This is a genomic window from Paracoccus chinensis (assembly GCF_900102885.1).
Taxonomy (GTDB): Bacteria; Pseudomonadota; Alphaproteobacteria; order Rhodobacterales; family Rhodobacteraceae; genus Paracoccus; species Paracoccus chinensis.
In genome coordinates this window covers 23,753-48,258 of the sequence record NZ_FNGE01000010.1, presented here as the reverse complement: position 1 = coordinate 48,258, position 24,506 = coordinate 23,753, and the positions used below count along the sequence as shown (strand labels likewise).

The following is a 24,506-nucleotide window of genomic DNA, read 5'->3' as shown; positions in this document are numbered from 1 at the left end:
ACTCGGTCCCAGTACGAGAACAAGAATGACCGATCTGTCCCTCGGCTCCTCGGGCGGCACCGGAGAGCTTCGCCGCATGCGCGTGCTTTCGGTGCTTGCCCTCGCCGCGGCCACCTATGCCGGCCTGTTTGCGGCCGGCCTGCATGTCAACGCCGTCGTCCTGTCGATCGTGGCGATGATGACGCTCTGCCTGCTGCGCCTGCCCGTCGCGGTGGCGCTGGTCTCGGCGGCGGTCCTGGGCGGTCTGCAGGCGGGTCTGTCGATGACCGAGACGATTGCCGCCTTCAACGAGAACCTGCTGATCGGCTCGCAGGTCGGCATGACCTATGTGATGATCGGCGCCTTCGCCGTCGCGCTGGCCCGCAGCGGGTTGCTGGAGCTGCTGGCCGCGAAGATCTCGGGCCACCTGGGGACCGGCGAGGCGGCCGCCAGCCGGGGCGTCAGGTGGAGCCTGCTGCTGATCCTCTGCGCGGCCTCGGTCATGTCGCAGAACCTGATCCCGGTGCATATCGCCTTCATCCCGGTGCTGATCCCCCCGCTGCTGGGCGTCATGAACCGCCTGCGCCTGGACCGCCGCGCGATCGCCTGCGTCTTGGCCTGCGCGATCAGTTCAAGCTACCTGCTGCTGCCGACGGGCTTCGGCGCGATCTTCCTCAACGACATCCTGCTGACCAACCTCAACGACGTGGGCGCGGACCTCGGCCTCAGCGTGACGGCCGACATGGCGCCCCGGGCGATGTTCCTGCCGGTGATGGGGATCGTGGCGGGGATGTTCGTCGCCGTCTTCATCACCTACCGCAAGCCGCGCGACTATCTGACCGTCGAAAGCGAGGCGCCCGCCGCCGGCAAGCCGCCCGTGACCCTGAAGCCCGCGCAGCTGCTGGCGACCCTTGCCGCGCTGGCAGTGGCGCTGGTCTGCCAGATCAAGTTTGAATCGCTGCTGGTGGGCGCCATGGCCGGCTTCATCATCCTGAGCTTCGCGGGCATCTTCCGCTGGCAGGAACAGGACGATGTCTTCACCGAGGGCCTGCGGATGATGGCCCAGGTGGCCGTGATCATCACCCTTGCCTCGGGCTTCGCGGGCGTGTTGTCCGCGACCGGAGAGGTCCAGCCGCTCGTCTCGGCCTCTGCCTCGTTCATCGGGGACAACAAGGCGCTGGGCGCCGCGATCATGCTGCTCGTGGGTCTCTTCGTTACAATCGGCTTCGGGGATTCCTTCGCCTCGGTGCCGATCTTGGCACCGATCTATGTGCCGCTGGCGCTGGCACTCGACTTCTCGCCGCTTGCGACGGTCGCCCTTCTTGGGGCCGCGGCCGCCTTGGGCGACGCGGGGTCGCCCGCATCCACCATCACGCTGGGCGCGACGGCCGGGCTGAACGCCGACGGGCAGCACGACCATATCAGGGACAGCTTGATCCCGACCTTCATCCACGCGAACTTCGGCATGGTGCTGTTCGCCTGGATCGCCGCGCTGACGCTTTGAACCCCGCTCATTCGTGAAGGCAATTTCAGGCTGCGCCTGCATGGCGCCCGCAAAAGAGGCAATCAGGACCACATGAACAATCTGGAAACTTTCCTCGGGACGGTCGGGGGGATCGTCTGGGGTCCCTTCATGCTGATCCCGCTGCTGCTGGGAACCGGCATCTACCTGACCTTCCGGCTGGGCGGCATCCAATTCCTGCGCTTGGGCGCCGCGCTGCGCCTGGGCCTGATCAAGCGCAAGGATGACGATGCCGAGGGCGACATCTCGCAGTTCCAGGCGCTGACCACGGCCATGGCTGCGACCGTCGGCACCGGCAACATCGTCGGCGTCGCCACGGCCATCGGCATCGGCGGGCCGGGCGCGCTGTTCTGGATGTGGGTGACGGCGCTTCTGGGGATGGCGTCCAAGTACTCCGAGGCCTTCCTTGGTGTCCGCTTCCGTACCACCGACACGGCGGGCGAGAAGTCGGGCGGGCCGCAGTACTATCTCGAGCGTGGCATTCCCGGCAGCTTCGGCAGGTTCCTGGCGCTGGCCTTCGCGATCTTCGCCGTCTGCGCGTCCTTCGGGATCGGCAACATGACGCAGGGCAATTCGATCGCCTCGAACCTCGAACGCAGCTTCGCCGTGCCGACCTGGGTCACGGGGGCGGTGCTGGCCGGCATGACGCTGCTGGTGCTGGTGGGCGGCATCAAGTCCATCGGCAAGGTCACGGCGGGCTTCGTCCCGGCGATGATCCTGTTCTACGTGCTGGGGGCGCTTTACATCCTCGCCGCGAACATCACCGCCGTCCCGGCCGCCTTCGCCGAGGTGTTCAGCGAAGCCTTCACCGGCACCTCCGCCGTCGGCGGCTTCCTGGGGTCCACCATCATGATCGCGGTGCAATACGGGGTCGCGCGGGGCATCTTCTCGAACGAATCCGGCATGGGCTCGGCCGCCATCGCGGCGGCCTCGGCGCAGACCACGCATCCGGTGCGGCAGGGGCTGGTGTCGATGACGCAGACCTTCATCGACACGATCATCGTCGTCAGCTGCACCGGGCTCGTCATCGTGACCACCGGGGTCTGGCAGCAGACCGACCCCGCCACGGGCCAGCAGATCTCGGCCGCGATCATGACGGGCGAGGCCTTCACCCACGGCCTGCCCGGCCAGTGGGGCCACTGGATCGTCACGCTCGGGCTGGTGCTCTTCGCTTATTCCACCATCCTCGGCTGGGCCTATTACGGCGAGCGCAACATCGAGCGGCTGGTCGGGCGCCGCGGCGTGATGCCCTTCCGGGTCCTGTTCTCGGGCGTGGTGTTTTTCGGCTGCACGGTGCAGCTTGGGGTCGTCTGGAACTTCTCGGACGTGATGAACGGGCTTATGGCGATCCCGAACCTGATCGGGCTGCTGATCCTGTCCGGCCTGATCGCCCGCGAAACCCGGCACTACCTGCGCCACGATCCCAGGCTGGAAGCGTCCCGCGCCGAGATCGAGGCCTTCATGCAGGGCCAGCCGGGATGGGAGGAATGGAAGGCCTCCGAGCGTTCCGTTCACCGCTGAGGGAAAGGGGGCCGAAGACCGGACTCCCTGCATGGCGAAAGTGAAATCGAGGCAGCCGGGACAATGGGCCGGCTGCCTTTTACATGTGCGGGACCGGGCATCCGGGGTTATGCCGAACTGCGATCTTGGGCTGGGGTGCCCGCGCGCGAACGACTGGCCGGAACAAGGCAGGGGAAACCTCTGCCCTTTTGCATGAGGAAGCTGACGATCATGGACCTGGACATCAGGGGACTGCGCGTTCTCGTCACCGCGGGCGCGAACGGCATCGGGCTTGCCATCGCGCGTGCCTTCGCCGCCGAGGGCGCGCGGGTCCACGTCTGCGACGTGGATCAGGAAGCGCTTTCGGGGCTGAAGGACAGCGATCCCGCGATCACCTCGACCCGCTGCGACGTGTCCGACCGCGAGCAGGTTGCCCGGCTGCTCGACGAGGCGCTGGCGGCGCTGGGCGGGCTGGATGTCCTTGTCAACAACGCGGGCGTCGCTGGCCCCACCGCACGGGTCGAGGACGTGGACCCGCATGACTGGGACCGCACGCTCGCCATCAACATCACCGGCATGTTCAACTGCGTGCGCCTGGCCGTGGCGCCGCTGAGGGAAAGCTCCAACCCCTCGATCGTCAACCTGTCGTCGATTGCGGGGCGCTTCGGCTTCCCGCTGCGCTCGCCCTATTCCGCCTCGAAATGGGCGGTCGTCGGCTTCACCAAGACCCTTGCGATGGAGCTTGGCGAACATGGCATCCGCGTCAACGCCGTCCTTCCCGGCGTGGTCGAGGGCGACCGGGTGCGGCGCGTGATCGAGAGCAAGGCCCAGGCGCGCGGCATCAGCTTCCGCGAGATGGAGGCGGAACTGCTGGGCAACATCTCGATGCGGACGATGGTGACGCAGCAGCAGATCGCCGACCAGATCGTCTTCCTGTGCTCGCCGCGCGGGCGGACGATCTCGGGGCAGGCGATCTCGATCGACGGCGACGCGCAGTCGCTGGCCTGATCAGGGCATTGGAGTGATCCGGCAAAGCCGGGCTGCCGCAGGATCGGACCCGAAATGCAGCCAAGGCAGACGCTTGGCGGATCGTTGCCCACGTTTCACGCCTGCCCGCGCGATCGCCAGAATGCCCAAGGCTTAGGCAACATGAGGCAGGGCGCGAGATTTCACGCAGCCTCGGACCTGCCTCCACCTACCTCCTCCGGGCAGGTGGGTAGAGTTGGGGCATGTTTGATCACGCTCCACTTCAACGCAGCGACGGCGAGGCCCGCATCGCCCTGAGGGATGGCCGGATTGCCGCCTTGAGGCAGTCCGGCTCGGCCAAGGTCATGCTGCCGCGCACCCATTCGAGCGTGCCGGAGATCGTGTTCCTCAACACCTCGGGCGGGCTGACCAGCGGGGACCGGCTGGAGTATTCCGTCACGCTTGGCGCCGGAACCAGGGCGCGGGCCACCACGCAGACGGCCGAGCGCGCTTATCGCGCCGAGGACGGACCCGCGCGGGCCATCGTGACGCTGGAACTGGGGGCAGGGGCCTCGCTCGGCTGGCTGCCGCAGGAAACCATCCTGTTCAACGGCGCCGGCCTGCAGCGGCAGACCCGCGTCGAGATGGCCGGGGACGCCCGCTACCTGGGGATCGAGACGGTCGTGCTGGGCCGCGCCGCGATGGGCGAAACGGTGGCGCGGCTGATGCTGGAGGACAGCCGGACCATCCGGCGCGATGGCCGGTTGCTGCTGCTGGACCCGCTGAGGCTGACCGATGCCGCCCTTGCGCGCGCGGGCGGGATGGCGCTGCTGGGCGGCGCGCGCGCCTTTGCCACGCTGATCTTCGTCGCGCCCGAGGCGCAGGCCATGCTTCCGGCGCTTCGCGCGGAACTGGACGAGCCGGGCGTGCAGGGTGCCGCCTCGGCGCTGGAGGGCCGGCTGGTGCTGCGCTGCCTTGCCGCCGACGCCTGGCCGCTGCGCCGCCAGATGCTGCGCCTGGTCGAGCGGCTTCAGCCCGGCGCCACCCCCAGATGCTGGCAGAACTGAAGGACGCCCATGAACCTGACCCCCCGAGAAAAGGACAAGCTGCTGGTCTCGCTTGCCGCGATGGTCGCGCGCGGGCGGCTGGCCCGCGGCGTCAAGCTGAACCATCCCGAGGCTATCGCGCTGATCACTGACTTTGTGGTCGAGGGCGCCCGCGACGGCCGCAGCGTGGCCGACCTGATGGAGGCGGGCGGCCGGGTCATCCGCGCCGAGGACTGCATGGAGGGCATCCCCACGATGATCGAGACCGTGCAGGTCGAGGCGACATTTCCCGACGGGACCAAGCTCGTCACCGTCCACCATCCCATCCGATAGGAGATTTCGATGAAGCGCCTGCTTTCCCTTGCGCTGGTGGCCCTTCCCGGTGCCGCGCTGGCCCATCCGGGCCATGACGCCGGCAGCCTCGGCGCGGGCTTCGCGCATCCCTTGGGCGGGGCAGACCACGTGCTGGCGATGGTCGCCTTGGGCCTGCTGGCCGCGCAGGCGGGCGGGCGGGCGCTGTGGCTGCTGCCGACCAGCTTCGTCGCCGCGATGCTGGCGGGCGGCGCGGCGGGGTGGGCAGGCCTGCCCTTCGGTGCGGTCGAGCCGGTGATCCTCGCTTCGGTGATCATCCTCGGGGCTACGGTAGCGATTGCGGCGCGCCTGCCGCTGGGCGTGATGGCGGCAATGGCGGCGGCCTTCGGCCATACCCATGGCTGGGCGCATGGAGCGGAAGGACCGGCGCAAGGGTTGCCGTCTTATGCTCTCGGCTTTGCGCTGGCGACGGCGCTGCTGCATGGCGCCGGCATCCTGGCCGGGCGTGCCGCCGCGCAACCGCTGTTGAGGGCGGCAGGCGGGTTGACGGCTGTGGCAGGCCTCGCGCTGGTCGTGGGGGGCTGAGATGACCCCCGGAGAGATCATTCCCGCCCAAGGCTTGATCACGCTGAACGAGGGCCGACCCGCGATCACCCTGATGGTGGCCAACACCGGCGACCGCCCGGTGCAGGTCGGCAGCCATTATCACTTCGCCGAGGTGAACGCGGGCCTCGCCCTCGACCGCGATGCCGCAAGGGGAATGCGCCTCGACATCCCCGCCGGAACCGCCGTCCGCTTCGAGCCGGGACAGCGGCGCGAGGTGCGGCTGGTGCCCCTTGGCGGCAGCCGCGCGGTCTGGGGCTTCAACGGCCATGTCATGGGGGCGCTCGATGCCGGTTGAGATTTCTCGCGCCGCTTATGCCGACATGTTCGGCCCCACGACCGGCGACCGCGTGCGCCTGGGGGACACCGCGCTGGTGATCGAGGTCGAGCGCGACCTCACCACCTACGGCGAAGAGGTGAAGTTTGGCGGCGGCAAGGTCATCCGTGACGGCATGGGCCAGTCGCAGCTGACCCGCGCGGCGGGGGCCATGGACACGGTCATCACCAACGCGCTGATCCTCGACTGGACGGGCATCACCAAGGCCGACGTCGGGCTGCGCGACGGCCGGATCGCCGCCATCGGCAAGGCGGGCAACCCGGACACCCAGCCCGGCGTCACCATCGTCATCGGGCCGGGGACCGAGATCATCGCGGGCGAGGGCCGCATCCTGACCGCGGGCGGGATCGACTGCCACATCCACTTCATCTGCCCCCAGCAGGTGGACGACGCGCTGCATTCCGGCATCACCACCATGATCGGCGGCGGCACCGGCCCCGCGCATGGCACGCTTGCCACCACCTGCACGCCCGGGCCTTGGCACATCCGCCGGATGCTGGAGGCCGCCGACAGCCTGCCCGTGAACATCGGGCTTGCGGGCAAGGGCAACGCCAGCCGCCCCGAGGCGCTGGTGGAACAGATCCGCGCCGGGGCCTGCTGCCTGAAGCTGCACGAGGACTGGGGCACGACGCCCGCCGCCATCGACTGCTGCCTGACCGTGGCCGAGGCCGAGGACGTGCAGGTGATGATCCACACCGACACGCTGAACGAATCCGGCTTCGTGGAAAACACGCTGGCTGCCATCGCGGGGCGCACGATCCACGCCTATCACACCGAGGGTGCGGGCGGCGGCCATGCGCCCGACATCATCCGCGTGGTGGGGTCGCAGAACGTCATCCCGTCCTCCACCAACCCGACGCGGCCCTATACGTGCAACACCATCGAGGAGCACCTCGACATGCTGATGGTGTGCCACCACCTCGACCGGTCCATCCCCGAGGACGTGGCCTTCGCCGAAAGCCGCATCCGGCGCGAGACGATCGCGGCCGAGGACATCCTGCACGACCTCGGCGCCTTCAGCATCATCTCGTCCGACAGCCAGGCGATGGGCCGCGTGGGCGAGGTCATCACCCGCACATGGCAGACCGCTCACAAGATGCGCGTCCAGCGCGGCCGGATGGAGGGCGAGACGGGCGAGAACGACAACCTGCGCGCCCGCCGCTATGTGGCGAAATACACGATCAATCCGGCGGTGGCGCATGGCATCTCGGCCCATGTCGGCAGCGTCGAGCCCGGCAAGCGCGCCGACCTGGTGCTGTGGCATCCCGCCTTCTTCGGCGCAAAGCCCGAGATGGTGCTGGTCGGCGGCCAGATCGCCATGGCGCAGATGGGCGATCCGAACGCCTCCATTCCCACGCCGCAGCCCATGTATTCGCGGCCGATGTTCGGCGCGCTGGGAAGGGCGCGGCATGCGGCCTCGGTCAGCTTCGTGAGCCATGCGGGGCTGGAGGCGGGCTGCTGCGACGGCTTGGGCAAGCAGGCGGTGGCCGTCGCGGGCACGCGCGGCATCGGCAAGGCCGACATGCGGCTGAACGACGCGACGCCGGTGATCGAGGTCGATCCCGAGACCTACGAGGTCCGCGCGGACGGCCAGCTTCTGACCTGCGAGCCGGCAACCGAACTGCCGCTCGCCCAGCGCTATTTCCTGTTCTGAGGTTCCCATGAACATTTCCGCGACACCCGACCTCGGCACCGCCGATGCGGTCCTGGAATCCGGCCACGGGCGGCCCGTCGCGGGCCGCGTCGTGCTGGACTACGAGGCCCGCTGCCTGCGCCGCAAGCGGCTGGTCACGGCCGAAGGCGCCAGCTTCATGGTGGACCTGCCTCAAACGATCAGCCTTGCGCCCGGCGCGGCCTTCGTGCTGGCGGACGGCCGCGCCGTCGAGGTCGTCGAGGCGCGCGAGCCCGTCCTGCGGATCGAGGGCGACCTGCCCACGCTCGCCTGGCACATCGGCAACCGCCACTGCCCCTGCGAGATTGCGGCCGACCACCTCGTGATCCGAGTCGATCCCGTGCTGGAGGCGATGCTGCTGCAACTCGGCGCCAAGGTGACGCGCAGCCTTGCGCCCTTCCGGCCACTGGGCGGGGCCTATGGGCATGGCCGGACCTTTGGACACAACCACTGACGCGGGCGGCCTGCTGCTGGTGCAGCTTCTGTCCCCGGCCTTTCCGACCGGGGCCTTCGCCTATGCGCAGGGTCTGGAATGGGCGATGGACAGCGGCGCGGTGCATGACGCGGGTTCGCTGGCCGAATGGCTGCGCGACGTGCTGGAACATGGCAGCGGCTGGTCGGATGCGGTGCTGCTGTCGCTGGCGCTGCGGCCGGGGGCGGATCACGTAGCGCTGGACGAGTTCGCCCGTGCGCTGTGCCTGACGGCCGAGCGGCTGACCGAGACGCTGGAACAGGGCGCCGCCTTCGCGCGGACCGCCGCGGCGCTGACCGGGATGGAGGCCAGCCCGGCGGTGCTGCCCGTCGCGGTGGGGCGGGCCTGCGCTTCCTTGGGACAGCCTGCTGCGCGTGTCATCGGGTTTTACCTGCACGGGCAGGCGCTGAACCTGGTGCAGGCGGCGGTGCGCTTCCTGCCGCTGGGGCAGACGGAGGGCCAACGGGTGCTGGCGGACCTCTCCCCGGTGATCCTGCGGCTGGCTGCGCAGGCAGCCAACGCCACCGAGGCCGATCTGGGCGGCTGCGCCATCGGTGCCGAGAACGCGCAGGCACGACACGAAACCATGCAGACAAGGATCTTCAGGACATGAGCAACGGCCCCCTTCGCGTCGGCATCGGCGGTCCCGTTGGCGCGGGCAAGACCACCCTTACCGAGAAGCTGGCGGCGGCGCTCGCCCCTCGCCTGTCGATGGCCGTCGTCACCAACGACATCTACACGCGCGAGGATGCCGAGGCGCTGATGCGCGCGCAGGTCCTGCCGTCCGAGCGTATCCGGGGCGTTGAAACCGGCGGTTGCCCCCATACCGCCATCCGCGAGGACGCCAGCATCAACCTCGCCGCCATCGCCGATCTGAACGCGGCCTTTCCCGACCTCGACCTCGTGCTGATCGAGTCGGGGGGCGACAACCTCGCCGCGACCTTCTCGCCGGAACTCGCGGACCTGACGATCTATGTGATCGACACGGCCGCCGGGCAAGACATCCCGCGCAAGAAGGGGCCGGGGCTCGCGCGGTCGGACCTGCTGGTGGTGAACAAGACCGACCTCGCGCCCCATGTGGGCGTGGACCCGGTGCTGCTGGAATCCGATGCCCGCGCCGCGCGGGGCACGCGGCCGGTCGTCATGGCCTCGTTGCGCGCCGGGCGCGGGGTGGAGGAGGTCGCCGATTTCATCATCCGCGAGGGCGGCCTGACCCTGCGCGCCTAATTCGCGGGCAGTCGTGCGTGCAGATGGCGCGGGTTTCGCCAGAAGCGGTCAGCAGCAGCAGAAGCCACCACCCAGTCGTTGCCGCATTTCCGGCCCGTTGGTTTGCTGCAAGTGCGAACGGCCGAAAGGGCCGGAAGTGTGCGGCGGCCGACGTCTGGACAACAAGGGCCGCCGCACGGGTGCAACGATGTTGCCGCGAGAGCCTATCACCGCACCCGGCTACGGGGAAGCGGCTGGGTGGCCGCGGCCCTGACGGGGGAAACGGAAGATGAGGGCAAGGACGATCCTTTGCAGCGCGGGGCTGACGCTCGCGCTGGCCGGCGCAGGCTGGGCGCAGGAGGACCCGATCAAGATCGGCGTGCTGCATTCGCTGTCCGGCACGATGGCGATCTCGGAAACCACGCTGAAGGACACCGTGCTGATGCTGGTGGACCAGCAGAACGCCAAGGGCGGCGTGCTGGGCCGGCAGATCGAGGCGGTGGTCGTGGACCCCGCATCCGACTGGCCGCTGTTCGCGGAAAAGGCGCGCGAGCTGATCTCGGTCCAGGGGGTTGACGCGATCTTCGGCTGCTGGACCTCGGTCAGCCGAAAGTCGGTGCTGCCGGTGGTCGAGGAACTGAACGGGCTGCTGTTCTACCCGGTGCAGTACGAGGGCGAGGAATCCTCGAAGAACGTCATCTACACGGGCGCCGCGCCGAACCAGCAGGCGATTCCCGCGGTGGACTACATGACCGAGGAACTGGGCGTCGAGAAATGGGCGCTACTCGGGACCGACTATGTCTATCCGCGCACCACGAACACGATCCTCGAGGCCTACCTGAAGGACAAGGGCGTCGGGCAGGCGGACATCTTCGTCAACTACACGCCCTTCGGCCATTCGGACTGGTCGAAGATCGTGGCCGACGTGGTGGCGCTGGGCAATGACGGCAAGAAGGTTGGCGTGGTTTCCACCATCAACGGCGACGCCAACGTGGGCTTCTACAAGGAACTCGCGGCGGCGGGCGTCTCGGCCGACGACATTCCCGTGATGGCCTTCTCGGTCGGCGAGGAAGAACTGTCGGGCCTCGATACCGCGAACCTCGTCGGACACCTGGCCGCCTGGAACTATTTCCAGACCGCCGAGGCGCCCGCGAACGACGAATTCGTCGCCGCCTGGAAGGCGAAGATGGGCGAGGACCGCGTGACCAACGACCCGATGGAGGCCACGATGCTGGGCTTCAACCTGTGGGTCCAGGCGGTCGAGAAGGCGGGTTCCACCGACACCGACGCGGTGCTGGCGGCCATCGATGGACTCGAGGTGCCGAACCTGACCGGCGGCACGGCCAAGGTCCTGCCGAACCACCACCTGACCAAGCCCGTGCTGATCGGCGAGATCCGCGAGGACGGCCAGTTCGACATCGTCAGCCAGACCGAGCCGGTCGCGGGCGACGCCTGGACCGACCACCTGCCCGAATCCGCGGTGCTGGACGCCGACTGGCCCGGCAAGGACTGCGGCATGTGGAACACCCAGACGAACAGCTGCGTGCAGAAGCAGTCGAACTACTGACCTCGAGGGGCGGCCCCGCGCCGCCCTTCCTTCCGCGCTGGGGGGCTCATGCGCCATCTTCTTCTTTCGCTGCTGCTGCTGGCCGCGCCGGCCTTCGCGCAGGACCTTGCCTCGGTTCTCGACGCGAACCGCGCGCAGATCGAGCGGCCCTCGCGCCAGACCATTGCCCCGGTGATCGAGGCGCTGGCTGCCGCCGGCCCGCAGGCCGGGCCGGTGCTGGAGGCATGGGCCGACCGCCGCCTCGGCCTTGCAGGCGACCGCTTCGTGATCGTTCAGGGCGACGGTGCCGTGGATGCCGTCACGGGCACACCGGTTCCGGGCGACGTGCAGGTGCTGCGGCCCAACTCGGGCGTGCGCGGCGTGATCGGCGCGGTGCTGGTGCAGTTCCAGCTGAACGACCCCGAAACGACCCGCCGCGCTGCCGCACTTGACGCCATCGCCCGCCGCCCCGACGAGACGCACCTTGCCGCCCTGCGCGCCGCAGCGGCCGACCCTGATCCCGCGCTCGCTGCCCGCAAGGCGCGGCTGGAGCGCCTGCTGACCATCCGCTTCGACCCTGACCCGCAGGCCCGCATCGCCGCGATCGAGGGCTTTTCCGGCGACACCGGCGCCGACCTGCAGGCGGTGCTGAACCCGCTGCTGGCCACGAGCCGCATCGCCGCGCCGGCGATCCCCGAGAGCGCGAACATCGCCGCCGAACTCACCCTTGGCGACGACATCCCCGAGGACGAGGCCTATCACCTGCTGGTGGCCTCGGACCTCGCCCCGGCGCGGCTTGCCAGTGACGCGCAGAAGCAGGCGCTGGCCGCGCATGTCGTCGATGGCGCAGTGGGCGGCGTCCCGGTAGCCGAGCTTTCCGACCCCGCCCGCCGCGACGCCGCCTATGACGCGCTGGCCGAGGCCGGGCTGGTCCCGCCCGCCGCCACCGCCGCCGAGGCAGAGGCCGCGCTGGCCGCCCACCGCTTCGCCGACGTTTACACCGAGCCGAACCCCGAAATCACCGACGCTGCCCGCCGCGCCCTGAGGGCGATGGCCCTGCGGCAGGGCACGCAGCAAGCCGCCGACCTTGCGCTGGATGCGCTGTCGCTCGCCTCGATCTATTTCCTCGCGGCCATCGGCCTTGCCATCACCTTTGGCGTCATGGGCGTCATCAACATGGCGCATGGCGAGTTCATCATGATGGGCGCCTATACCGGCTATGTCGTCCAGACGCTGATCGCCGGCCGTACGCTGTCGCTGGTCGTGGCGCTGCCCGCCGCCTTCATCGTGACCTTCCTTGCCGGGGTGGTCCTCTACCGGCTGGTCATCCGCCACCTTGTCAAGCGCCCGCTGGAAACGCTGCTGGCGACCTTCGGCGTGTCCATCGCGCTGCAGCAGATTGCCAAGAACATCTTCGGCACGCAGGCCCGGCCACTCACCGCGCCCGCCTGGCTGGAAGGCTCGGTCGGCTTCGGAGAGATCGTCTCGATCTCGACCATCCGCGTGGCGATCTTCGTCCTCGCGCTGCTGTTCCTGGGCCTGTTCCTCTGGATCATGAAGCGCACGCGGCTGGGGCTCGAGGTCCGCGCCGTCACCCAGTACCCCGGCATGGCCGCGTCGATGGGGATCAATCCCGACCGCATCGCCATGCTGACCTTCGGCCTCGGCTCGGGCATCGCAGGCATCGCGGGCGTCGCCATCGGGCTGTTCGCCAAAGTCACCTCGGAACTCGGCAGCGACTATATCGTGCAAAGCTTCATGACGGTCGTCGTGGGCGGCGTCGGCAATATCTGGGGCACGCTCGCGGGCGCCGCGCTGATCGGCTTCCTGCAGAAGGGCATCGAGGTCATGAACCCGGCCAACACCTTGGCCGCGCAGACCTGGATGATCCTGCTCATCATCATCTTCATCCAGTTCCGGCCCCGCGGCATCATGCCGACCCGCGGCCGCGCGGCGGAGGCCTGATCCATGCTGATCCGCAAGCACCCCTCGGTGATGATCTTCCTCGCGCTGCTGGCGGTCTTCACCATCGCCGTCACGCTGATGTCCGAGGCCTATGGCTCGGGCGTGGTTCCGACATCCACCGTCAAGACGCTTGGCAAGACGCTGTGCCTCGCGCTGGCGGCGGTGGCGATGGACCTCGTCTGGGGCTACGCGGGCATCCTCTCGCTGGGCCACATGGCCTTCTTCGCCCTCGGCGGCTACATGATCGGGATGTGGCTGATGTATGCCCGCACAGGCGAGATCGTCGCGGCCACCTTGGCGAACGCGCCCATCCCGCCGACGGCCGAGGAACTGCGGCAGGGCATCACCAGCCAGATCTTCGGCGTCGTGGGTTCCGCCGACCTGCCCCTGACATGGAGCTTCGCGGGCAGCCTGCCGATGCAGCTTCTGCTGGTGCTGGCGGTGCCGGGGTTGCTGGCTTTCCTTTTCGGCTGGCTCGCGTTCCGCAGCCGCGTCAACGGCGTCTACCTGTCCATCCTGACGCAGGCGATGACGCTGGCCCTGTCGCTATGGCTGTTCCAGAACGACAACGGTTTTCGCGGCAACAACGGGCTGTCAGGGCTGCAGAATATCCCCGGCCTGACCGAGGTGCCGCAGTCGGTGATTTCGATCTGGTTCCTCTGGGCCTCGGCCCTGCTGCTGGCGGGGGGCTATCTGCTGGCGACATGGCTGACCGCCGGCAAGTTCGGCAGCGTCATCCGCGCGATCCGCGACGACGAGACGCGGGTGCGTTTCCTCGGCTATCCGGTCGAGGGCTACAAGCTGACCGTCTTCACCATCAGCGCCATGATCTGCGCGGCGGCGGGGGCGCTGTATTACCCGCAGGCCGGGATCATCAACCCGGCGGAACTGGCGCCCATCGCCTCGGTCTACCTCGCGGTCTGGGTCGCCATCGGCGGTCGCGGCCGGCTCTATGGCGCTGTGATCGGCGCCATGGTCGTCTCGCTGCTGTCGAGCTGGTTCACCGGCGGGCGGGCGCCTGCGCTGGATCTGGGCTTCTATCGCGTCGAGTGGGTGAACTGGTGGCAGGTGCTGCTTGGTCTGGGCTTCGTCGCCGTGACGTTGTTCGCGCCGCGCGGGCTGTCCTCGCTGATGGATGCGCTGGCCGGGCTGCGCCCGCCGCGCCGGTTGGGGGCCGACCTCGGCCCCGATGTCAGCGCCCTGCGCGAAAAGGAGGCCGAGGCATGACCGCGCTTCTGGAAGTCTCGGGCGTCACCAAGTCCTTCGACGGGTTCAGGGCAATCAACGACCTGTCCTTCAACATCGGCACGGCCGAACTGCGCGCTGTGATCGGGCCGAACGGGGCGGGCAAGACGACCTTCATGGATATCGTGACCGGCAAGACCCGCCCGGACAGGGGGCAGGTCCTGTGGGGCGAGCGGTCCCAGTCGCTGCTGAAGCTGTCCGAGGCGCAGATCGCCCGCGCGGGCATCGGCCGCAAGTTCCAGCGCCCCACCGTCTTCGAGGACCAGAGCGTCGCCGATAACCTGACCATGGCGCTAAAGGCCCCGCGCGGCCCCTTCGCCGTGCTGCGCTGGAAGCCTTCGCGCGCCAGCGTGGCACGGGTGGCGGAACTGGCCGGAGAGGTCGGCTTGGCAGACCGCCTGACCCGCAAGGCAGGCGAGCTGAGCCACGGCCAGAAACAGTGGCTTGAGATCGGAATGCTGCTGGCGCAGGAGCCGCGCCTGCTGCTGGTGGACGAGCCCGCTGCCGGCATGACGCTGGCCGAGCGCGAGCAGACCACGACCCTGTTGCGGCGGCTGGCCGAGACGCGGGCCGTGGTGGTGGTGGAACATGACATGGACTTCGTGCGGCGGCTGAACTGCAAGGTGACGGTGCTGCACCAGGGGTCCGTGCTGGCCGAGGGCTCGTTGGACCACGTGTCCGCCAATCCCGACGTGATCGACGTTTACTTGGGGCGCTGAGATGATCGAGGCCGAGAACATCACCCTGCATTACGGCGGCTCGCAGATCCTGCACGGCGTGTCGATCGGCGCCGCGCCGGGCGAGGTCGCCTGCGTCATGGGCAACAACGGGGCGGGCAAGACCTCTCTGATGAGCGTGCTGGCAGGGCGCCACCCCCGCTCGGGCGGCGAGCTGCGGCTGATGGGCGAGCGGCTGGGGCGGGTGACGGCGCAGGAGATGGCGCGGCGGGGTGTGGGTTACGTCCCGCAGGGCCGCGCGATCTTTCCCATGCTGACGGTGCGCGAGAACCTTGAAACCGGCCTCGGCTGCCTGCCGAGCGGCCAGCGCCGCATTCCCGACGAGATCTACGACAGCTTCCCCGTGCTGGCCCAGATGGCGCAGCGGCGCGGCGGCGACCTGTCGGGCGGCCAGCAGCAGCAACTCGCCGTTGCCCGGGCGCTGGTGATCCGCCCGCGCGTCCTGCTGATGGACGAGCCGACCGAGGGCATCCAGCCCAACATCATCGCCCAGATCGGCCGCGTCATCGCCGCCCTGCGGGACGCGGGCCAGATGGCGATCGTGCTGGTCGAGCAGTATTTCGACTTTGCCTGGGACCTCGGCGACCGCTTCGCCCTGATGGAGCGGGGGCAGGTTGTCCTTGGGGGCAAGCGCAGCAATCTGGCCCGCGACGACCTGCATGGCCGGTTGGCCGGTCTGGCCGGGTCCTGACGGAACGCCTCCCGTTCACCGGCCAGCCTGCGCCGCGATGGTCATAATCCTGCGGCTTCGTTCAAGACAGCCGCCCCGCCTCGCGCTTCACTAGGCAGAAGGAAGCGGCATCCTTTCCGTCGTGATCAGGGCCGCAGGCTGCCTGCGTTCACGCGATACCAGCCCAGCGTCTGCGGGCGGATCCTTGCGACCGCCTGCACCAGCATCCCGGTGACCGCCGCCTTCAGAAGGTCTCCGGGGATGAAGACCGCGGCCAGCATGAAGGCTTCGGACAACGGCTTGTCCGCCACCATCGACAGCCCCGTCGCGCCGAAGACGTAAAGGACGGCGATGCCACCAATAACGGCCCCGAGCGCGGCCCGCAGCCCGGCCGAGCGCAGCCGGATATGCTCGACCACCAGCCCGGTCACGAAGGCCGCCGGCAGAAATCCCAGCGCAAAGCCTGCCGTGGGCGAGACGAAGACGCCCAGGCCGCCCCGGCCGCCCGACAGGAGCGGCAGGCCCAGCGCCACCAGCAGCAGGAACAGTCCCATCGCCGCCGCGCCCGCCCGCGCACCCAGCACGGCCCCTGCCAGCATGGCACCCATCGACTGCGCCGAGATCGGCACGCCGAAGCCCAGCGTGATCGGCGGCACCACCCCCAGCGCCGCGACCATGGCGGCAAAAAGGGCGATCTGGGCGATGTTGCGTTCCATTCGGGTCAGTCCCTTGCTGTTGTTCCAAGCGGTCCACCCCGCGCGCGCAGAGCTTCGCCGACATGATCGGCGTCGTCCAGAGCACCCAGCATCAGCGGCAGCATCAGCCGCCAGCCCGGACGCCGGACGCTGCGCGCGCGCCAGGCCTCGGCCAGCCGCTCGGCGCGGGCGATCAGGACCGGGGTGAAGCGGATCACCAGCGGAATGGCCGTTTCCAGCAGATGCGTCGGCAGTCCCATCCGGCGCAGCGGCGCGGTCAGGCGGCGGACCAGATCGACCATCTCGGAAAGCCCCGTCGTCATCGTGACGAGGTTGGCCAGCGCGATCAGCGTCACCATGCGAAGGGTGATGATTACCCCTCGCGCCGCGTCCCCGGTCAGCAGGTGCCAGGCCAGCAGGACGGCGACGAAGGGCAGCGCCACCCGCAGCGCCCGCAGTCCCGCCCGCAGGAACACTGCGCCCGGGGCCGCATAAAGCGCAAGCGTCGTCCCCGCCGCCGCCAGATGCAGCGCAGGGCTGTCGGTCAGCAGCAGCCCCGTCGAGGCAAGGCAGAGCCCCCCCAGCTTGAGCCATGCCGGCCAGCCATGGGCGCGGGTTTCAACCGGCGAGGTCAGCGATATCATCGAGATCCCCCAGCCGGATCATCTCGGCGGTGAAGTCGGGCAGCAGTTCCGCAGGCGTTCCCCGGGCGACGATCCGGCCCCGGTCCAGCCAGAACAGCTCGTCGCAATCTGCAAGGTCCGAGGGCTCGTGCGAGATGTGGAGCAGCCGCGTTCCGGCCCGGGTCAGATAGCGGCCAAGCTGCCGCCGGGTGGGAATGTCGAGACCGGCATAGGGCTCGTCGAGGATCAGCAGCCGCGGGCTCATCGCCAGCACCGCCATCATGCAGACAAGGTGCTTCTGCCCTTGCGACAGGATTGCCACCGCCGCGTCCTTCCAGTGCAGCTTGTCGAACGAGGCCAGCACGGCCTCGGTACGTGCCTCGGCCTGCGCGCGGCCCATGCCCTGCTGGCGCAGGCCAAAGGCGATCTCTTCGGCGACGCGGGGGAAGATGATCTGGTGCTCGGGATTCTGGAACAGGATGCCGACCGTCGCCAACGCGGCCCGGCGGTCTTGGAAGGGGTCGATCCCGCCGAGGCGGACCTGCCCGGCACCGGGTTTCACCAGTCCCGCAAGCAGCCGCGCCAGCGTGCTCTTCCCAGATCCGTTCCGCCCCACCACGCCGATCCGGCGGGACGAGCAGCGCAGCGTGAGGTCCGACAGCACCGTCCGGCCGCCCGCCTCGTAGCTGACGGCGTCAAGCTCGATGGTGAAGTCGGATGTCCTGGCATCGGGCAAGAGGGGCCTCCGGTTGGGTCTGACTGCGTCGGGTTCTGGTCGCCTTCTCTACCGGCGACCGGAGGTGAGTGCATCCGGATAACCCGGCGGCGCAGGCAGCCCAAGATGACATGGAAAGCCTGCGCGCACGTCTGCGGCCAATCCACGAACTGGCCCATGCCACCGCTGAGGTGCGGCACGCGAAGGCTACGCAAGGACATCCGGCAGGCTGGCGTTGTGGGTCTCTCTCCAGCGGACTGCACCGGTCCTTGATGCCCGGCGTGTCGAGCGGGCTGGGGGAAACATGGTCAGGCGCGAGGCCGCAGGGGCGGGGCAAGGCACAGGGCAGAGGGATCGGGCGGCTGCATGGAACAACTCTTGCTCACCGGCGTTCCTGCGGCATGAAACGGCTGGTCCTCGGCACGAAAGTTGCGTCGACCCGGCAGAAGCTTGCGACTGCGATCGCGCTTCTGGCAGCCGTGATGTTCGTGATGCACGCCGCCGCGGCCAAGGGCACGGGTTCATACCTTCACGATCATCACCTTCCTCACGCTGGCGCCTTGCTCGTCACGGGCGACGGGGCGCATGAGCCGGGGCATCGCCATGAGCACCCACAGGTTGCCGGCCATATGCATGGATCCGCCGACAAGGGATCACCTCCCTGCTGTGGCGACGCCTGCCTGGCGGCCCTGGTTCCTGACGAAGATCCTCCCTTGGGCGATCCTTGGGGCATGCCGTCGCGATGCTCGGTGACTGCGCTGTCCTTGACCGGGCATGATCCTGAACAACTGCGCCGCCCTCCGCGCCTTTCACACCCCGCCTGAGCGTTTCCAGCGGAAGTCACCGTCGTGGCCGGGTCCGAGGCTGGCGCCACTCCGGCTTCCGGCGGGGAATGCGTCCAGGCGGTGCAAGCGGCCGGATAACGGCACCATGACCCATGAAAAACCCATTGCATCTTGAGGAGAACTCTCATGCACAAGCTTGAACTCGCCGCCGCCCTTGCCGTCCTTCTCGCCGCCCCGGCGGCTCTCGCCCAGGAGAGCGGGACGGCGGGGCAGGCGACCCCCACGGCGTCCCAACCCGGGCAGATGGCCGACCTGTCGATCCTGCCGCAGGGCTGCCGGGATGCGATCCAGCAGTCCGGCATGCCCGGCATGATGTCCGGCATGAACATGCAGGGCATGATGGGCGGCATGCAGGGCATGGACGAAGCCCAGACCGCCTCGATGGAGGCCATGATGAAGATGAACGGCCCGATGATGGCCTCTCATGCCATCAAGGACCCGGATCTGGCCTTCCATTGCGGAATGATCGCGCATCATGCCGGCGCCATCGCCATGGCCGAAGTCGAGTTGAAGTATGGCGACGACGAGGAGTCGAAAGCGATGGCTCAGAAGATCATTGATGCCCAAGGCCCTGAAATCGAGGAGATGACCGCCTGGGTCGAGAAGAACGCGGGTCAGCAGTAAGCATCCTTGCCGCCGCGGTCCACGGCCGCGGCGGTCCCTTGCGACCATGCAGATAGGCCGACTGGGGAACAACTCGGCCGTGGCGACAGGTCTGGCAGGGCGGGCCCGCAATGCGGAACGCTTGCCACACCTTGTGGCATGGCGGCGGATTTCCTGTTTCTTGAACCTTCCGGCGGCAGGAGTCCGCAGGACCATGGCCCCGGTTTCCAGGCACCGGCTTGGAGGAGGTAGATCATGACGGACAGTGGCAAGGACCAACACAAGCGCCCGCCGGACAGAGGGCTCGGTTCCAGTGGCCCGGAACCCATGTGGGATGCAATGATGGTCGACTAGCCACCGAGCCTGGGGATGGAAGCCGTCGGAGAACCGGCAGGCTGCGCGCTGTCCGGCATGGCTCCCCCAGACAAGATGCCCACCAAGGGCAAGGAGCCGGCCGGCCGCCGAATGGGATCGGAGAGCAGGCGCAGGCCGTTCAGCACCACCAGCACCGTGCCGCCCTCGTGGCCGATGACGGCAAGCGGCAGCGGCAGGTCGAAGAACAGCCCTCCGGTGACCAGAAGGACCATCGCCCCCATGGCGAAGGCGAGGTTCTGGCGGATGATCCGGGCGGTGCGGCGCGACAGGCGGTGGGCCTCGGCGAGCCGTCTCAGGTCCTCGGACAGCAGCGCCACGTCAGCAGCTTGCAGCGCCACCTCGGATCCCGCCGCGCCCATGGCGATGCCCACGTCGGCGCGGGCCAGCGCGGCGGCGTCGTTCACCCCGTCGCCGACGAAGGCCACCCGGCCCCGCTCTGCCAGCGCTGCCACGGCCCGCACCTTGTCGTCGGGCAGCATCGCGGCCTGGATCTCCTCGGGGCGCAGGCCCAGTTCCGCGCCGATCCGCAGGGCGACGGGGCGCCGGTCCCCGGTCATCATCACGATTTGCCGCACGCCGCCTTTCCGCAGCGCGGCCAATGCAGGGGCGGCGCTGGCGCGCGCCTCGTCGGCTACGGTGATCGCTCCCAGCAGCTGCGGCCCGCGTCCCAGGTAGATGAGCGTCTGCGATCCCGTATCCAGCGCGGCGAGCGCCGGATGGCCGAGGTCCGCATCCATTTCGGCCGCCAGATAGGGGTTGCCCGCCCAGACCGTTCCCAGGGCGTCGGTTCCGACGATGCCCTTGCCGGGGCGGTTGGCCGTGTCCGTGACAGGAAGGGGGGGACAGCCCCCGCACCGCCACCGCGCGCCGGATGGCGGCGGCAATGTGATGCTCGGACTGGGCCTCGAGCCCCGCCAGCAGTGACAGGAACCCGTCCTCGTCTCCGTCAAGCGCCAGGACCTGCGTGACCGAGGCCCGACCCGTGGTCAGGGTGCCCGTCTTGTCGAAGGCGAATGTCTCGACCGCCGCCAGCGTCTCCAGCGCCGCGCCGCCCTTGAAGAGCACGCCACCGCGGGCCGCCGCCGACAGCGCCGACAGGATCGCCGCCGGGACCGAGATGACGATGGCGCAGGGGCTTGCCGCAACCAGCAGCGTTGCGGCCTTGTAAAGCGCCCCGTTCCAGTCGTGCCCCAGCCAGAGGAAGGCGGCGAAGGACAGCACCGCGCCGACCAGGACCGCGACCGTGTAGCGCTGCCCGAACCAGGCGCTGAACCGCTCGGAGGGCGCCTTGGCGGCCTGCGCCTCGGTCACCAGCCGGATCATGCGGGCGATGGTGCTGTCGCCCACTCCGCGCGTCACGGTGACGTCCAGCACGCTGTCGAGGTTGACCGTACCCTCGAAGACCGGGTCGCCCGGCGCCTTGGACACAGGCATGGATTCGCCGGTGACATGCGCCTCGTCGACGCCGCCCCGGCCGGTGGTGATCACGCCGTCCGCAGGCACGCGGGCGCCGGGGCGCAGGACCACCGCGTCGCCCGCGACGAGATCGGCGGCAGGCATCTCGGCGACCGTGCCATCCGGTCCCCGGCGGAGAGCAGTTTCGGGGCGCAGCGCCATCAGCGCCTCGATCGCCCGGCGGGCGCGGCCGAGCGCGCGCTTCTCCAGTGTGCCCGACAGGCTGAACAGCGTCAGCAGAACCGCGCCCTCGAAGGGCGCGCCCACGGCCGCCGCCGCCAGCGCCGCCACGACCATCAGCAGGTCGATGTCGAGCACATGCTCGCGCCACAGCTCGCGCAGAGCCCGGACGGCAGCCGGGACCCCGCCGGCCAGGTAGACCAGCGCGAGGCCGGGGGCGACGAGGACGCCGAAGCGGCCGTTGCCCAGCCATTGCCCCGGCGCGGCCAAGGCCAGCCCCAACACCGCCGCAAGCGACAGGGTCAGCGAGAGATCGAGGGAGGGGATGCGTTTCATGGCGGACTCCTTCGGCCGATCCTAGCGCAACCGGGCGCGGCTTGTCGAAAACCTTGCCTTGAAGCCGTCGGCCCGCCCCTCGGCCGGAGAGAGCAGGTCCAGCCGCCCGCCGGTGCCCTCCGCGATCGCCTGGGCGATAGCCAAGCCCAGCCTGCTGCCCTGCGCCCCGGTCGTGCCGTGCTAGAACGGGCGGGTGATGCGCCGGAGCCGGTCGGCCGGGACCGCCGGCCCCGCGTTGACCACGCGCAGCAGGCCCGTGGGGGACAGCGAGACCTCGACGGGAGCGCTCTGGTTTCCGTGCCGCAAGGCGTTCTCTATCAGGTTGCGGGCGAGGATCGCGAAGGCATCGGGGTCGATGGAGGCCGGAATGCCCGCAGCGGGCAGTACCAGATCGATCCGGTCTGCCTCGTCGCGGGTCATGTCGGCCGCCAGCATCCTCACAATTGGGACAAGATCGACCGGCGCTTCGGCCTGTAACCGCCCGCCCTCGGCGCGGGCCAGCTGCATCAGCTTTTCCGACAGCCGCGCCAGTCGCCGCAGGGCGGTCTCGATCTCGCGGGTGCGGGTGCGGGTGGCCTCGTCGGGTTCCCCTGGCGCTGATCGCGGCCGGGGCAAGCGCCTCGGGCATCTGCTACATGGCTACCGTCTCCTATCAGTAAGGGGCCACCCATGATCCGCGCATTCCATCAGTGGCCGGGCATCTTAGCCGCGCTTCTGGTGATGATCCTAGCCTTGTCCGGGGCGGCACTGTCGCTTTACCCCGCCACCGAGGGGCTGGTGGCGCCCCAGGCGGCGGCCGAGCTTGTCCATGGCCGATCCGGCCGGGCGCCCTCGGGACAGGTCACAGCCTACTGGTTCGACGGCGGCATTCCGCGATCGGCGGTCATCGACCCGGCGACAGGGCAGGACGCAGGCTCGGCCGATCCCGATCCCGATCCGCTGGAACGCGGGCTGACGAACCTGCACCGTTCGCTGTTTCTCGGCGACGCGGGGCGGATCGCGACGGCTCTCGGCAGGGGCGATGCTGGTGCTGGCGCTGTCGGGCGCGGCGCTGGTCGCGCGCCGGGCAGGCGGCTGGCGGCGCTGGTTTGCGCGTCTGCGCTGCCCCTTGGCGGGACGGCTGCATGTGGAAGTCGCGCGGGTGTCGGTCGCGGGCCCGGTGCTGTCCTCGGCCACGGCGCTTTGGACAGCCTCGACCTTCGACCTGCTGCCGGACGGCGCCGGAACTCCCGCCTTTCCAGTTGAGGTCAGTGGACGATCCGGCATGGATCTTGGCGCAATGGCGGCCTTGCGAGAACTGCCGGTGTCCGCCCTTCGCAGCCTGTCGCTGGTCGATCCGAACGACCCGACGGACGCCTAACCCTCAAGACCGCCCAAGGTACGGGCTATTTGGACCAGGATAGCAGCCCGCTGCTGGCCTGGACTGACCTTTCGGGCTGGAGCCTGTCCGAGACCATCTTCATGCTGCACACGGGGCAGGGCGCTGCGGTGCTGGACCTCGTGTTGGGACTGATGGCGCTGGGGGTGCCGGTGATGGCCCGGACCGGCGTCGTCCTGTGGCTGGCCGCGCGCCGCGGCCGCCCGCGCATCCGGGGCAAGGCGCCTGCCGGCAGGCCGAGACGGTCCTGCTGGTCGGCAGCGAGGGCGGCAGCACCTAGGGCTTTGCCTCGACGCTTCCTGCGGCACTGATCGAGGCAGGCCAGCGCGTCCACGTCGCGCCAATGGCGGGCTTTGAACCGGCCCGCTATCACTGCGCCGCGCGCTTTATCATCCTTGCCGCGACCTATAGCGAGGGCTGCGCCCCGGCCGCGGTGCGCGGGTTCCTCGACCAGCTGGCGCGTATGGAGCGCGCGCGAGGCGCCGCTTGCGGTTCTGGGCTTCGGCGACCGCAGCTTTCCAACCTTCTGCGCCTATGCCGAGGAGGTCGTGAAAGCGGCAGAGGAAAAAGGCTGGCTCCACTTCATGCCCGTCCACACCATCGACCGCCAGTCGCCACAGGAGTTCGCCCGCTGAGGACACGCGCTTGGTGTGGCACTGGCGATCAAGCTGGATCTGGTTCACCAGCCGGTGGTGCCCGCATCGAGGCGCTCACGCTGGTCTCGCGCCGAGATTATGGCGCCGAGGTGCAGGCCCCGATAGCGATCCTGCGCTTTGCGCCTCCGCGCCTCACCCTGTGGCAGCGGCTGACAGGGCAGGGGTTCGCGCGCTGGCAGGCGGGCGATCTGCTTGGCGTCCTGCCCGACGGTTCTGCGTTTCTGCGCCTCTATTCTCTGGCCTCGGGGTCGCGCGACGGCTTCGTCGAGACCGTGGTGAGGAAACAGCCGGGCGGCCTCTGCTCGGGGCAGCTTGTGGAACTCCAGCCGGGCGGAACGGTGAGGGCCTTTCTGCGCCGCAATCCAGGCTTTAGCGCGGGTCGGGGCCGCGAGCCTCTGATCCTGATCGGCGCGGGCACCGGAATCGGGCGGCTGGCGGGCTTCATCCGCGCCTATAGGCGCCACCGCCCGATGCACCTGTTCTTCGGGATGCGGCACGAGGGCAGTGAATTCCTGTACCGCGAGGAACTGACCGAGTGGAACGGGGCAGGGTGCCTGTCCCGCCTTGTCACGACCACCTCGCGCGGCGAGCGCCCGCATCATGTCCAGGATGCCCTGCGCAACGAGGCCGCCGAGGTCGCCCGCCTGACCTGCGCGGGCGCGCGGTGATGGTCTGCGGCGCGTGTGGGATGGCGGCGGATGTCCGCGCCGCGCTGGAGGACATCCTTGCCCCGGCCGGGCTGACGTTGGCGGTGCTGAAAGCAGAGGGTCGCTATGTCGAAGATGTCTACTGACCTGACACGCCATGCGCTGAACGGCCCCACCATGGGCACCCGCTGGTCGGCGCTGTTCTTCGCGGACAAACGCT

General features: G+C 69.2%; 23 protein-coding genes and 2 pseudogenes. 19 read left to right on the top strand and 6 right to left on the bottom strand.

Annotation, left to right across the window (positions count from 1 at the left end):
- The first annotated feature begins 25 nt into the window (after positions 1–25).
- The 16 genes from BLQ03_RS11545 (at position 26) to urtE (ending at position 15,799) form a co-directional block, all read left to right on the top strand.
- Complete coding sequence (locus BLQ03_RS11545; RefSeq protein WP_090756218.1) at positions 26–1,483, top strand: Na+/H+ antiporter family protein; 1,458 nt, start codon at positions 26–28, stop codon at positions 1,481–1,483.
- A 72-nt stretch (positions 1,484–1,555) separates the two neighbouring features.
- Positions 1,556–3,022, top strand: a complete 1,467-nt coding sequence (locus BLQ03_RS11540) for an alanine/glycine:cation symporter family protein (RefSeq protein ID WP_090756216.1) — start codon at positions 1,556–1,558, stop codon at positions 3,020–3,022.
- Positions 3,023–3,232: 210 nt separating this feature from the next.
- Positions 3,233–4,009 (top strand): SDR family oxidoreductase, encoded by a 777-nt coding sequence (locus BLQ03_RS11535; protein WP_090756347.1) that lies wholly within the window; start codon positions 3,233–3,235, stop codon positions 4,007–4,009.
- A 221-nt stretch (positions 4,010–4,230) separates the two neighbouring features.
- Positions 4,231–5,034: an urease accessory protein UreD gene (locus BLQ03_RS11530; protein WP_139166727.1), complete on the top strand. Its 804-nt coding sequence runs from the start codon at positions 4,231–4,233 to the stop codon at positions 5,032–5,034.
- A 9-nt stretch (positions 5,035–5,043) separates the two neighbouring features.
- The gene (locus tag BLQ03_RS11525) at positions 5,044–5,346 is read left to right on the top strand and encodes an urease subunit gamma (RefSeq protein ID WP_090756213.1); all 303 of its coding nucleotides are present in this window, start codon (positions 5,044–5,046) and stop codon (positions 5,344–5,346) included.
- Between the two features lie 9 nt (positions 5,347–5,355).
- A complete protein-coding gene (locus BLQ03_RS11520) occupies positions 5,356–5,910 on the top strand; it encodes a HupE/UreJ family protein (RefSeq protein WP_090756210.1) in 555 nt (184 codons plus the stop codon).
- Position 5,911: 1 nt separating this feature from the next.
- Positions 5,912–6,226 (top strand): urease subunit beta, encoded by a 315-nt coding sequence (locus BLQ03_RS11515; protein WP_090756207.1) that lies wholly within the window; start codon positions 5,912–5,914, stop codon positions 6,224–6,226.
- Positions 6,216–7,919: an urease subunit alpha gene (gene ureC / locus BLQ03_RS11510; RefSeq protein WP_090756205.1), complete on the top strand. Its 1,704-nt coding sequence runs from the start codon at positions 6,216–6,218 to the stop codon at positions 7,917–7,919. Before BLQ03_RS11515 ends, ureC begins: the two co-directional genes overlap by 11 nt.
- A 7-nt stretch (positions 7,920–7,926) precedes the next feature.
- A complete protein-coding gene (locus BLQ03_RS11505; RefSeq protein ID WP_090756202.1) occupies positions 7,927–8,391 on the top strand; it encodes an urease accessory protein UreE in 465 nt (154 codons plus the stop codon).
- Positions 8,363–9,022, top strand: a complete 660-nt coding sequence (locus tag BLQ03_RS11500) for an urease accessory protein UreF (RefSeq protein WP_245688853.1) — start codon at positions 8,363–8,365, stop codon at positions 9,020–9,022. The genes BLQ03_RS11505 and BLQ03_RS11500 overlap by 29 nt, the downstream gene beginning before the upstream one ends.
- Positions 9,019–9,636, top strand: a complete 618-nt coding sequence (ureG, locus tag BLQ03_RS11495; RefSeq protein WP_090756198.1) for an urease accessory protein UreG — start codon at positions 9,019–9,021, stop codon at positions 9,634–9,636. Before BLQ03_RS11500 ends, ureG begins: the two co-directional genes overlap by 4 nt.
- Positions 9,637–9,904: 268 nt before the next feature.
- Positions 9,905–11,182: an urea ABC transporter substrate-binding protein gene (gene urtA, locus BLQ03_RS11490; protein ID WP_090756195.1), complete on the top strand. Its 1,278-nt coding sequence runs from the start codon at positions 9,905–9,907 to the stop codon at positions 11,180–11,182.
- 48 nt (positions 11,183–11,230) lie between these two features.
- On the top strand, positions 11,231–13,126 hold the full coding sequence (urtB, locus tag BLQ03_RS11485) for an urea ABC transporter permease subunit UrtB (protein ID WP_090756194.1): 1,896 nt from the start codon (positions 11,231–11,233) through the stop codon (positions 13,124–13,126).
- A gap of 3 nt (positions 13,127–13,129) precedes the next feature.
- Positions 13,130–14,353, top strand: coding sequence for an urea ABC transporter permease subunit UrtC (gene urtC, locus BLQ03_RS11480; RefSeq protein ID WP_090756191.1), 1,224 nt, complete (start codon positions 13,130–13,132; stop codon positions 14,351–14,353).
- Positions 14,350–15,090 (top strand): urea ABC transporter ATP-binding protein UrtD, encoded by a 741-nt coding sequence (gene urtD, locus BLQ03_RS11475; protein WP_090756188.1) that lies wholly within the window; start codon positions 14,350–14,352, stop codon positions 15,088–15,090. The genes urtC and urtD overlap by 4 nt, the downstream gene beginning before the upstream one ends.
- Position 15,091: 1 nt before the next feature.
- The gene (gene urtE / locus BLQ03_RS11470; RefSeq protein WP_090756186.1) at positions 15,092–15,799 is read left to right on the top strand and encodes an urea ABC transporter ATP-binding subunit UrtE; all 708 of its coding nucleotides are present in this window, start codon (positions 15,092–15,094) and stop codon (positions 15,797–15,799) included.
- Positions 15,800–15,924: 125 nt separating this feature from the next.
- Here the strand turns inward: urtE and BLQ03_RS11465 are convergent, their stop codons facing one another.
- From BLQ03_RS11465 to BLQ03_RS11455, 3 genes are read right to left on the bottom strand one after another with little or no spacing between them, the layout of a single operon-like run.
- Positions 15,925–16,494, bottom strand: coding sequence for a biotin transporter BioY (locus tag BLQ03_RS11465; RefSeq protein ID WP_090756183.1), 570 nt, complete (start codon positions 16,492–16,494; stop codon positions 15,925–15,927).
- A gap of 5 nt (positions 16,495–16,499) precedes the next feature.
- A complete protein-coding gene (locus BLQ03_RS11460; protein ID WP_090756181.1) occupies positions 16,500–17,117 on the bottom strand; it encodes an energy-coupling factor transporter transmembrane component T family protein in 618 nt (205 codons plus the stop codon).
- The gene (locus BLQ03_RS11455; protein WP_090756178.1) at positions 17,092–17,832 is read right to left on the bottom strand and encodes an energy-coupling factor ABC transporter ATP-binding protein; all 741 of its coding nucleotides are present in this window, start codon (positions 17,830–17,832) and stop codon (positions 17,092–17,094) included. The genes BLQ03_RS11460 and BLQ03_RS11455 overlap by 26 nt, the downstream gene beginning before the upstream one ends.
- A gap of 380 nt (positions 17,833–18,212) precedes the next feature.
- On the opposite strand from BLQ03_RS11455, the gene BLQ03_RS17965 reads away from it, so the two are divergent.
- Together BLQ03_RS17965 and copM are read left to right on the top strand one after the other, a co-directional pair.
- The gene (locus BLQ03_RS17965) at positions 18,213–18,635 is read left to right on the top strand and encodes a hypothetical protein (protein ID WP_139166726.1); all 423 of its coding nucleotides are present in this window, start codon (positions 18,213–18,215) and stop codon (positions 18,633–18,635) included.
- 147 nt (positions 18,636–18,782) lie between these two features.
- On the top strand, positions 18,783–19,280 hold the full coding sequence (copM, locus tag BLQ03_RS11450; protein WP_090756176.1) for a CopM family metallochaperone: 498 nt from the start codon (positions 18,783–18,785) through the stop codon (positions 19,278–19,280).
- Between the two features lie 329 nt (positions 19,281–19,609).
- Here the strand turns inward: copM and BLQ03_RS11445 are convergent.
- From BLQ03_RS11445 to BLQ03_RS11440, 3 genes and pseudogenes are all read right to left on the bottom strand, one after another.
- Positions 19,610–21,605 (bottom strand): annotated as a pseudogene (locus tag BLQ03_RS11445) (heavy metal translocating P-type ATPase).
- A gap of 21 nt (positions 21,606–21,626) precedes the next feature.
- On the bottom strand, positions 21,627–21,749 hold the full coding sequence (locus BLQ03_RS19010) for a hypothetical protein (protein ID WP_281201002.1): 123 nt from the start codon (positions 21,747–21,749) through the stop codon (positions 21,627–21,629).
- Between the two features lie 36 nt (positions 21,750–21,785).
- Positions 21,786–22,220, bottom strand: a complete 435-nt coding sequence (locus BLQ03_RS11440; protein WP_090756173.1) for a sensor histidine kinase — start codon at positions 22,218–22,220, stop codon at positions 21,786–21,788.
- A 54-nt stretch (positions 22,221–22,274) separates the two neighbouring features.
- On the opposite strand from BLQ03_RS11440, the pseudogene BLQ03_RS19190 reads away from it, so the two are divergent.
- Positions 22,275–24,432 (top strand): annotated as a pseudogene (locus BLQ03_RS19190) (PepSY domain-containing protein).
- The last annotated feature ends 74 nt before the right edge of the window (positions 24,433–24,506 follow it).

Excerpts from the sequence above, each read along its gene's own strand:
- BLQ03_RS11465 (WP_090756183.1), bottom strand. The coding sequence starts at position 16,494 with ATGGAACGCAACATCGCCCAGATCGCCCTTTTTGCCGCCATGGTCGCG.
- BLQ03_RS11540 (WP_090756216.1), top strand. The coding sequence starts at position 1,556 with ATGAACAATCTGGAAACTTTCCTCGGGACGGTCGGGGGGATCGTCTGG.
- BLQ03_RS11535 (WP_090756347.1), top strand. The coding sequence starts at position 3,233 with ATGGACCTGGACATCAGGGGACTGCGCGTTCTCGTCACCGCGGGCGCG.
- BLQ03_RS17965 (WP_139166726.1), top strand. The coding sequence starts at position 18,213 with ATGAAACGGCTGGTCCTCGGCACGAAAGTTGCGTCGACCCGGCAGAAG.
- urtE (WP_090756186.1), top strand. The coding sequence starts at position 15,092 with ATGATCGAGGCCGAGAACATCACCCTGCATTACGGCGGCTCGCAGATC.
- urtA (WP_090756195.1), top strand. The coding sequence starts at position 9,905 with ATGAGGGCAAGGACGATCCTTTGCAGCGCGGGGCTGACGCTCGCGCTG.
- urtD (WP_090756188.1), top strand. The coding sequence starts at position 14,350 with ATGACCGCGCTTCTGGAAGTCTCGGGCGTCACCAAGTCCTTCGACGGG.
- ureC (WP_090756205.1), top strand. The coding sequence starts at position 6,216 with ATGCCGGTTGAGATTTCTCGCGCCGCTTATGCCGACATGTTCGGCCCC.
- ureG (WP_090756198.1), top strand. The coding sequence starts at position 9,019 with ATGAGCAACGGCCCCCTTCGCGTCGGCATCGGCGGTCCCGTTGGCGCG.
- BLQ03_RS11545 (WP_090756218.1), top strand. The coding sequence starts at position 26 with ATGACCGATCTGTCCCTCGGCTCCTCGGGCGGCACCGGAGAGCTTCGC.
- BLQ03_RS11515 (WP_090756207.1), top strand. The coding sequence starts at position 5,912 with ATGACCCCCGGAGAGATCATTCCCGCCCAAGGCTTGATCACGCTGAAC.
- BLQ03_RS11505 (WP_090756202.1), top strand. The coding sequence starts at position 7,927 with ATGAACATTTCCGCGACACCCGACCTCGGCACCGCCGATGCGGTCCTG.
- BLQ03_RS11530 (WP_139166727.1), top strand. The coding sequence starts at position 4,231 with ATGTTTGATCACGCTCCACTTCAACGCAGCGACGGCGAGGCCCGCATC.
- copM (WP_090756176.1), top strand. The coding sequence starts at position 18,783 with ATGCACAAGCTTGAACTCGCCGCCGCCCTTGCCGTCCTTCTCGCCGCC.
- BLQ03_RS11460 (WP_090756181.1), bottom strand. The coding sequence starts at position 17,117 with ATGATATCGCTGACCTCGCCGGTTGAAACCCGCGCCCATGGCTGGCCG.
- BLQ03_RS11520 (WP_090756210.1), top strand. The coding sequence starts at position 5,356 with ATGAAGCGCCTGCTTTCCCTTGCGCTGGTGGCCCTTCCCGGTGCCGCG.
- urtB (WP_090756194.1), top strand. The coding sequence starts at position 11,231 with ATGCGCCATCTTCTTCTTTCGCTGCTGCTGCTGGCCGCGCCGGCCTTC.
- BLQ03_RS11500 (WP_245688853.1), top strand. The coding sequence starts at position 8,363 with ATGGCCGGACCTTTGGACACAACCACTGACGCGGGCGGCCTGCTGCTG.
- urtC (WP_090756191.1), top strand. The coding sequence starts at position 13,130 with ATGCTGATCCGCAAGCACCCCTCGGTGATGATCTTCCTCGCGCTGCTG.
- BLQ03_RS11525 (WP_090756213.1), top strand. The coding sequence starts at position 5,044 with ATGAACCTGACCCCCCGAGAAAAGGACAAGCTGCTGGTCTCGCTTGCC.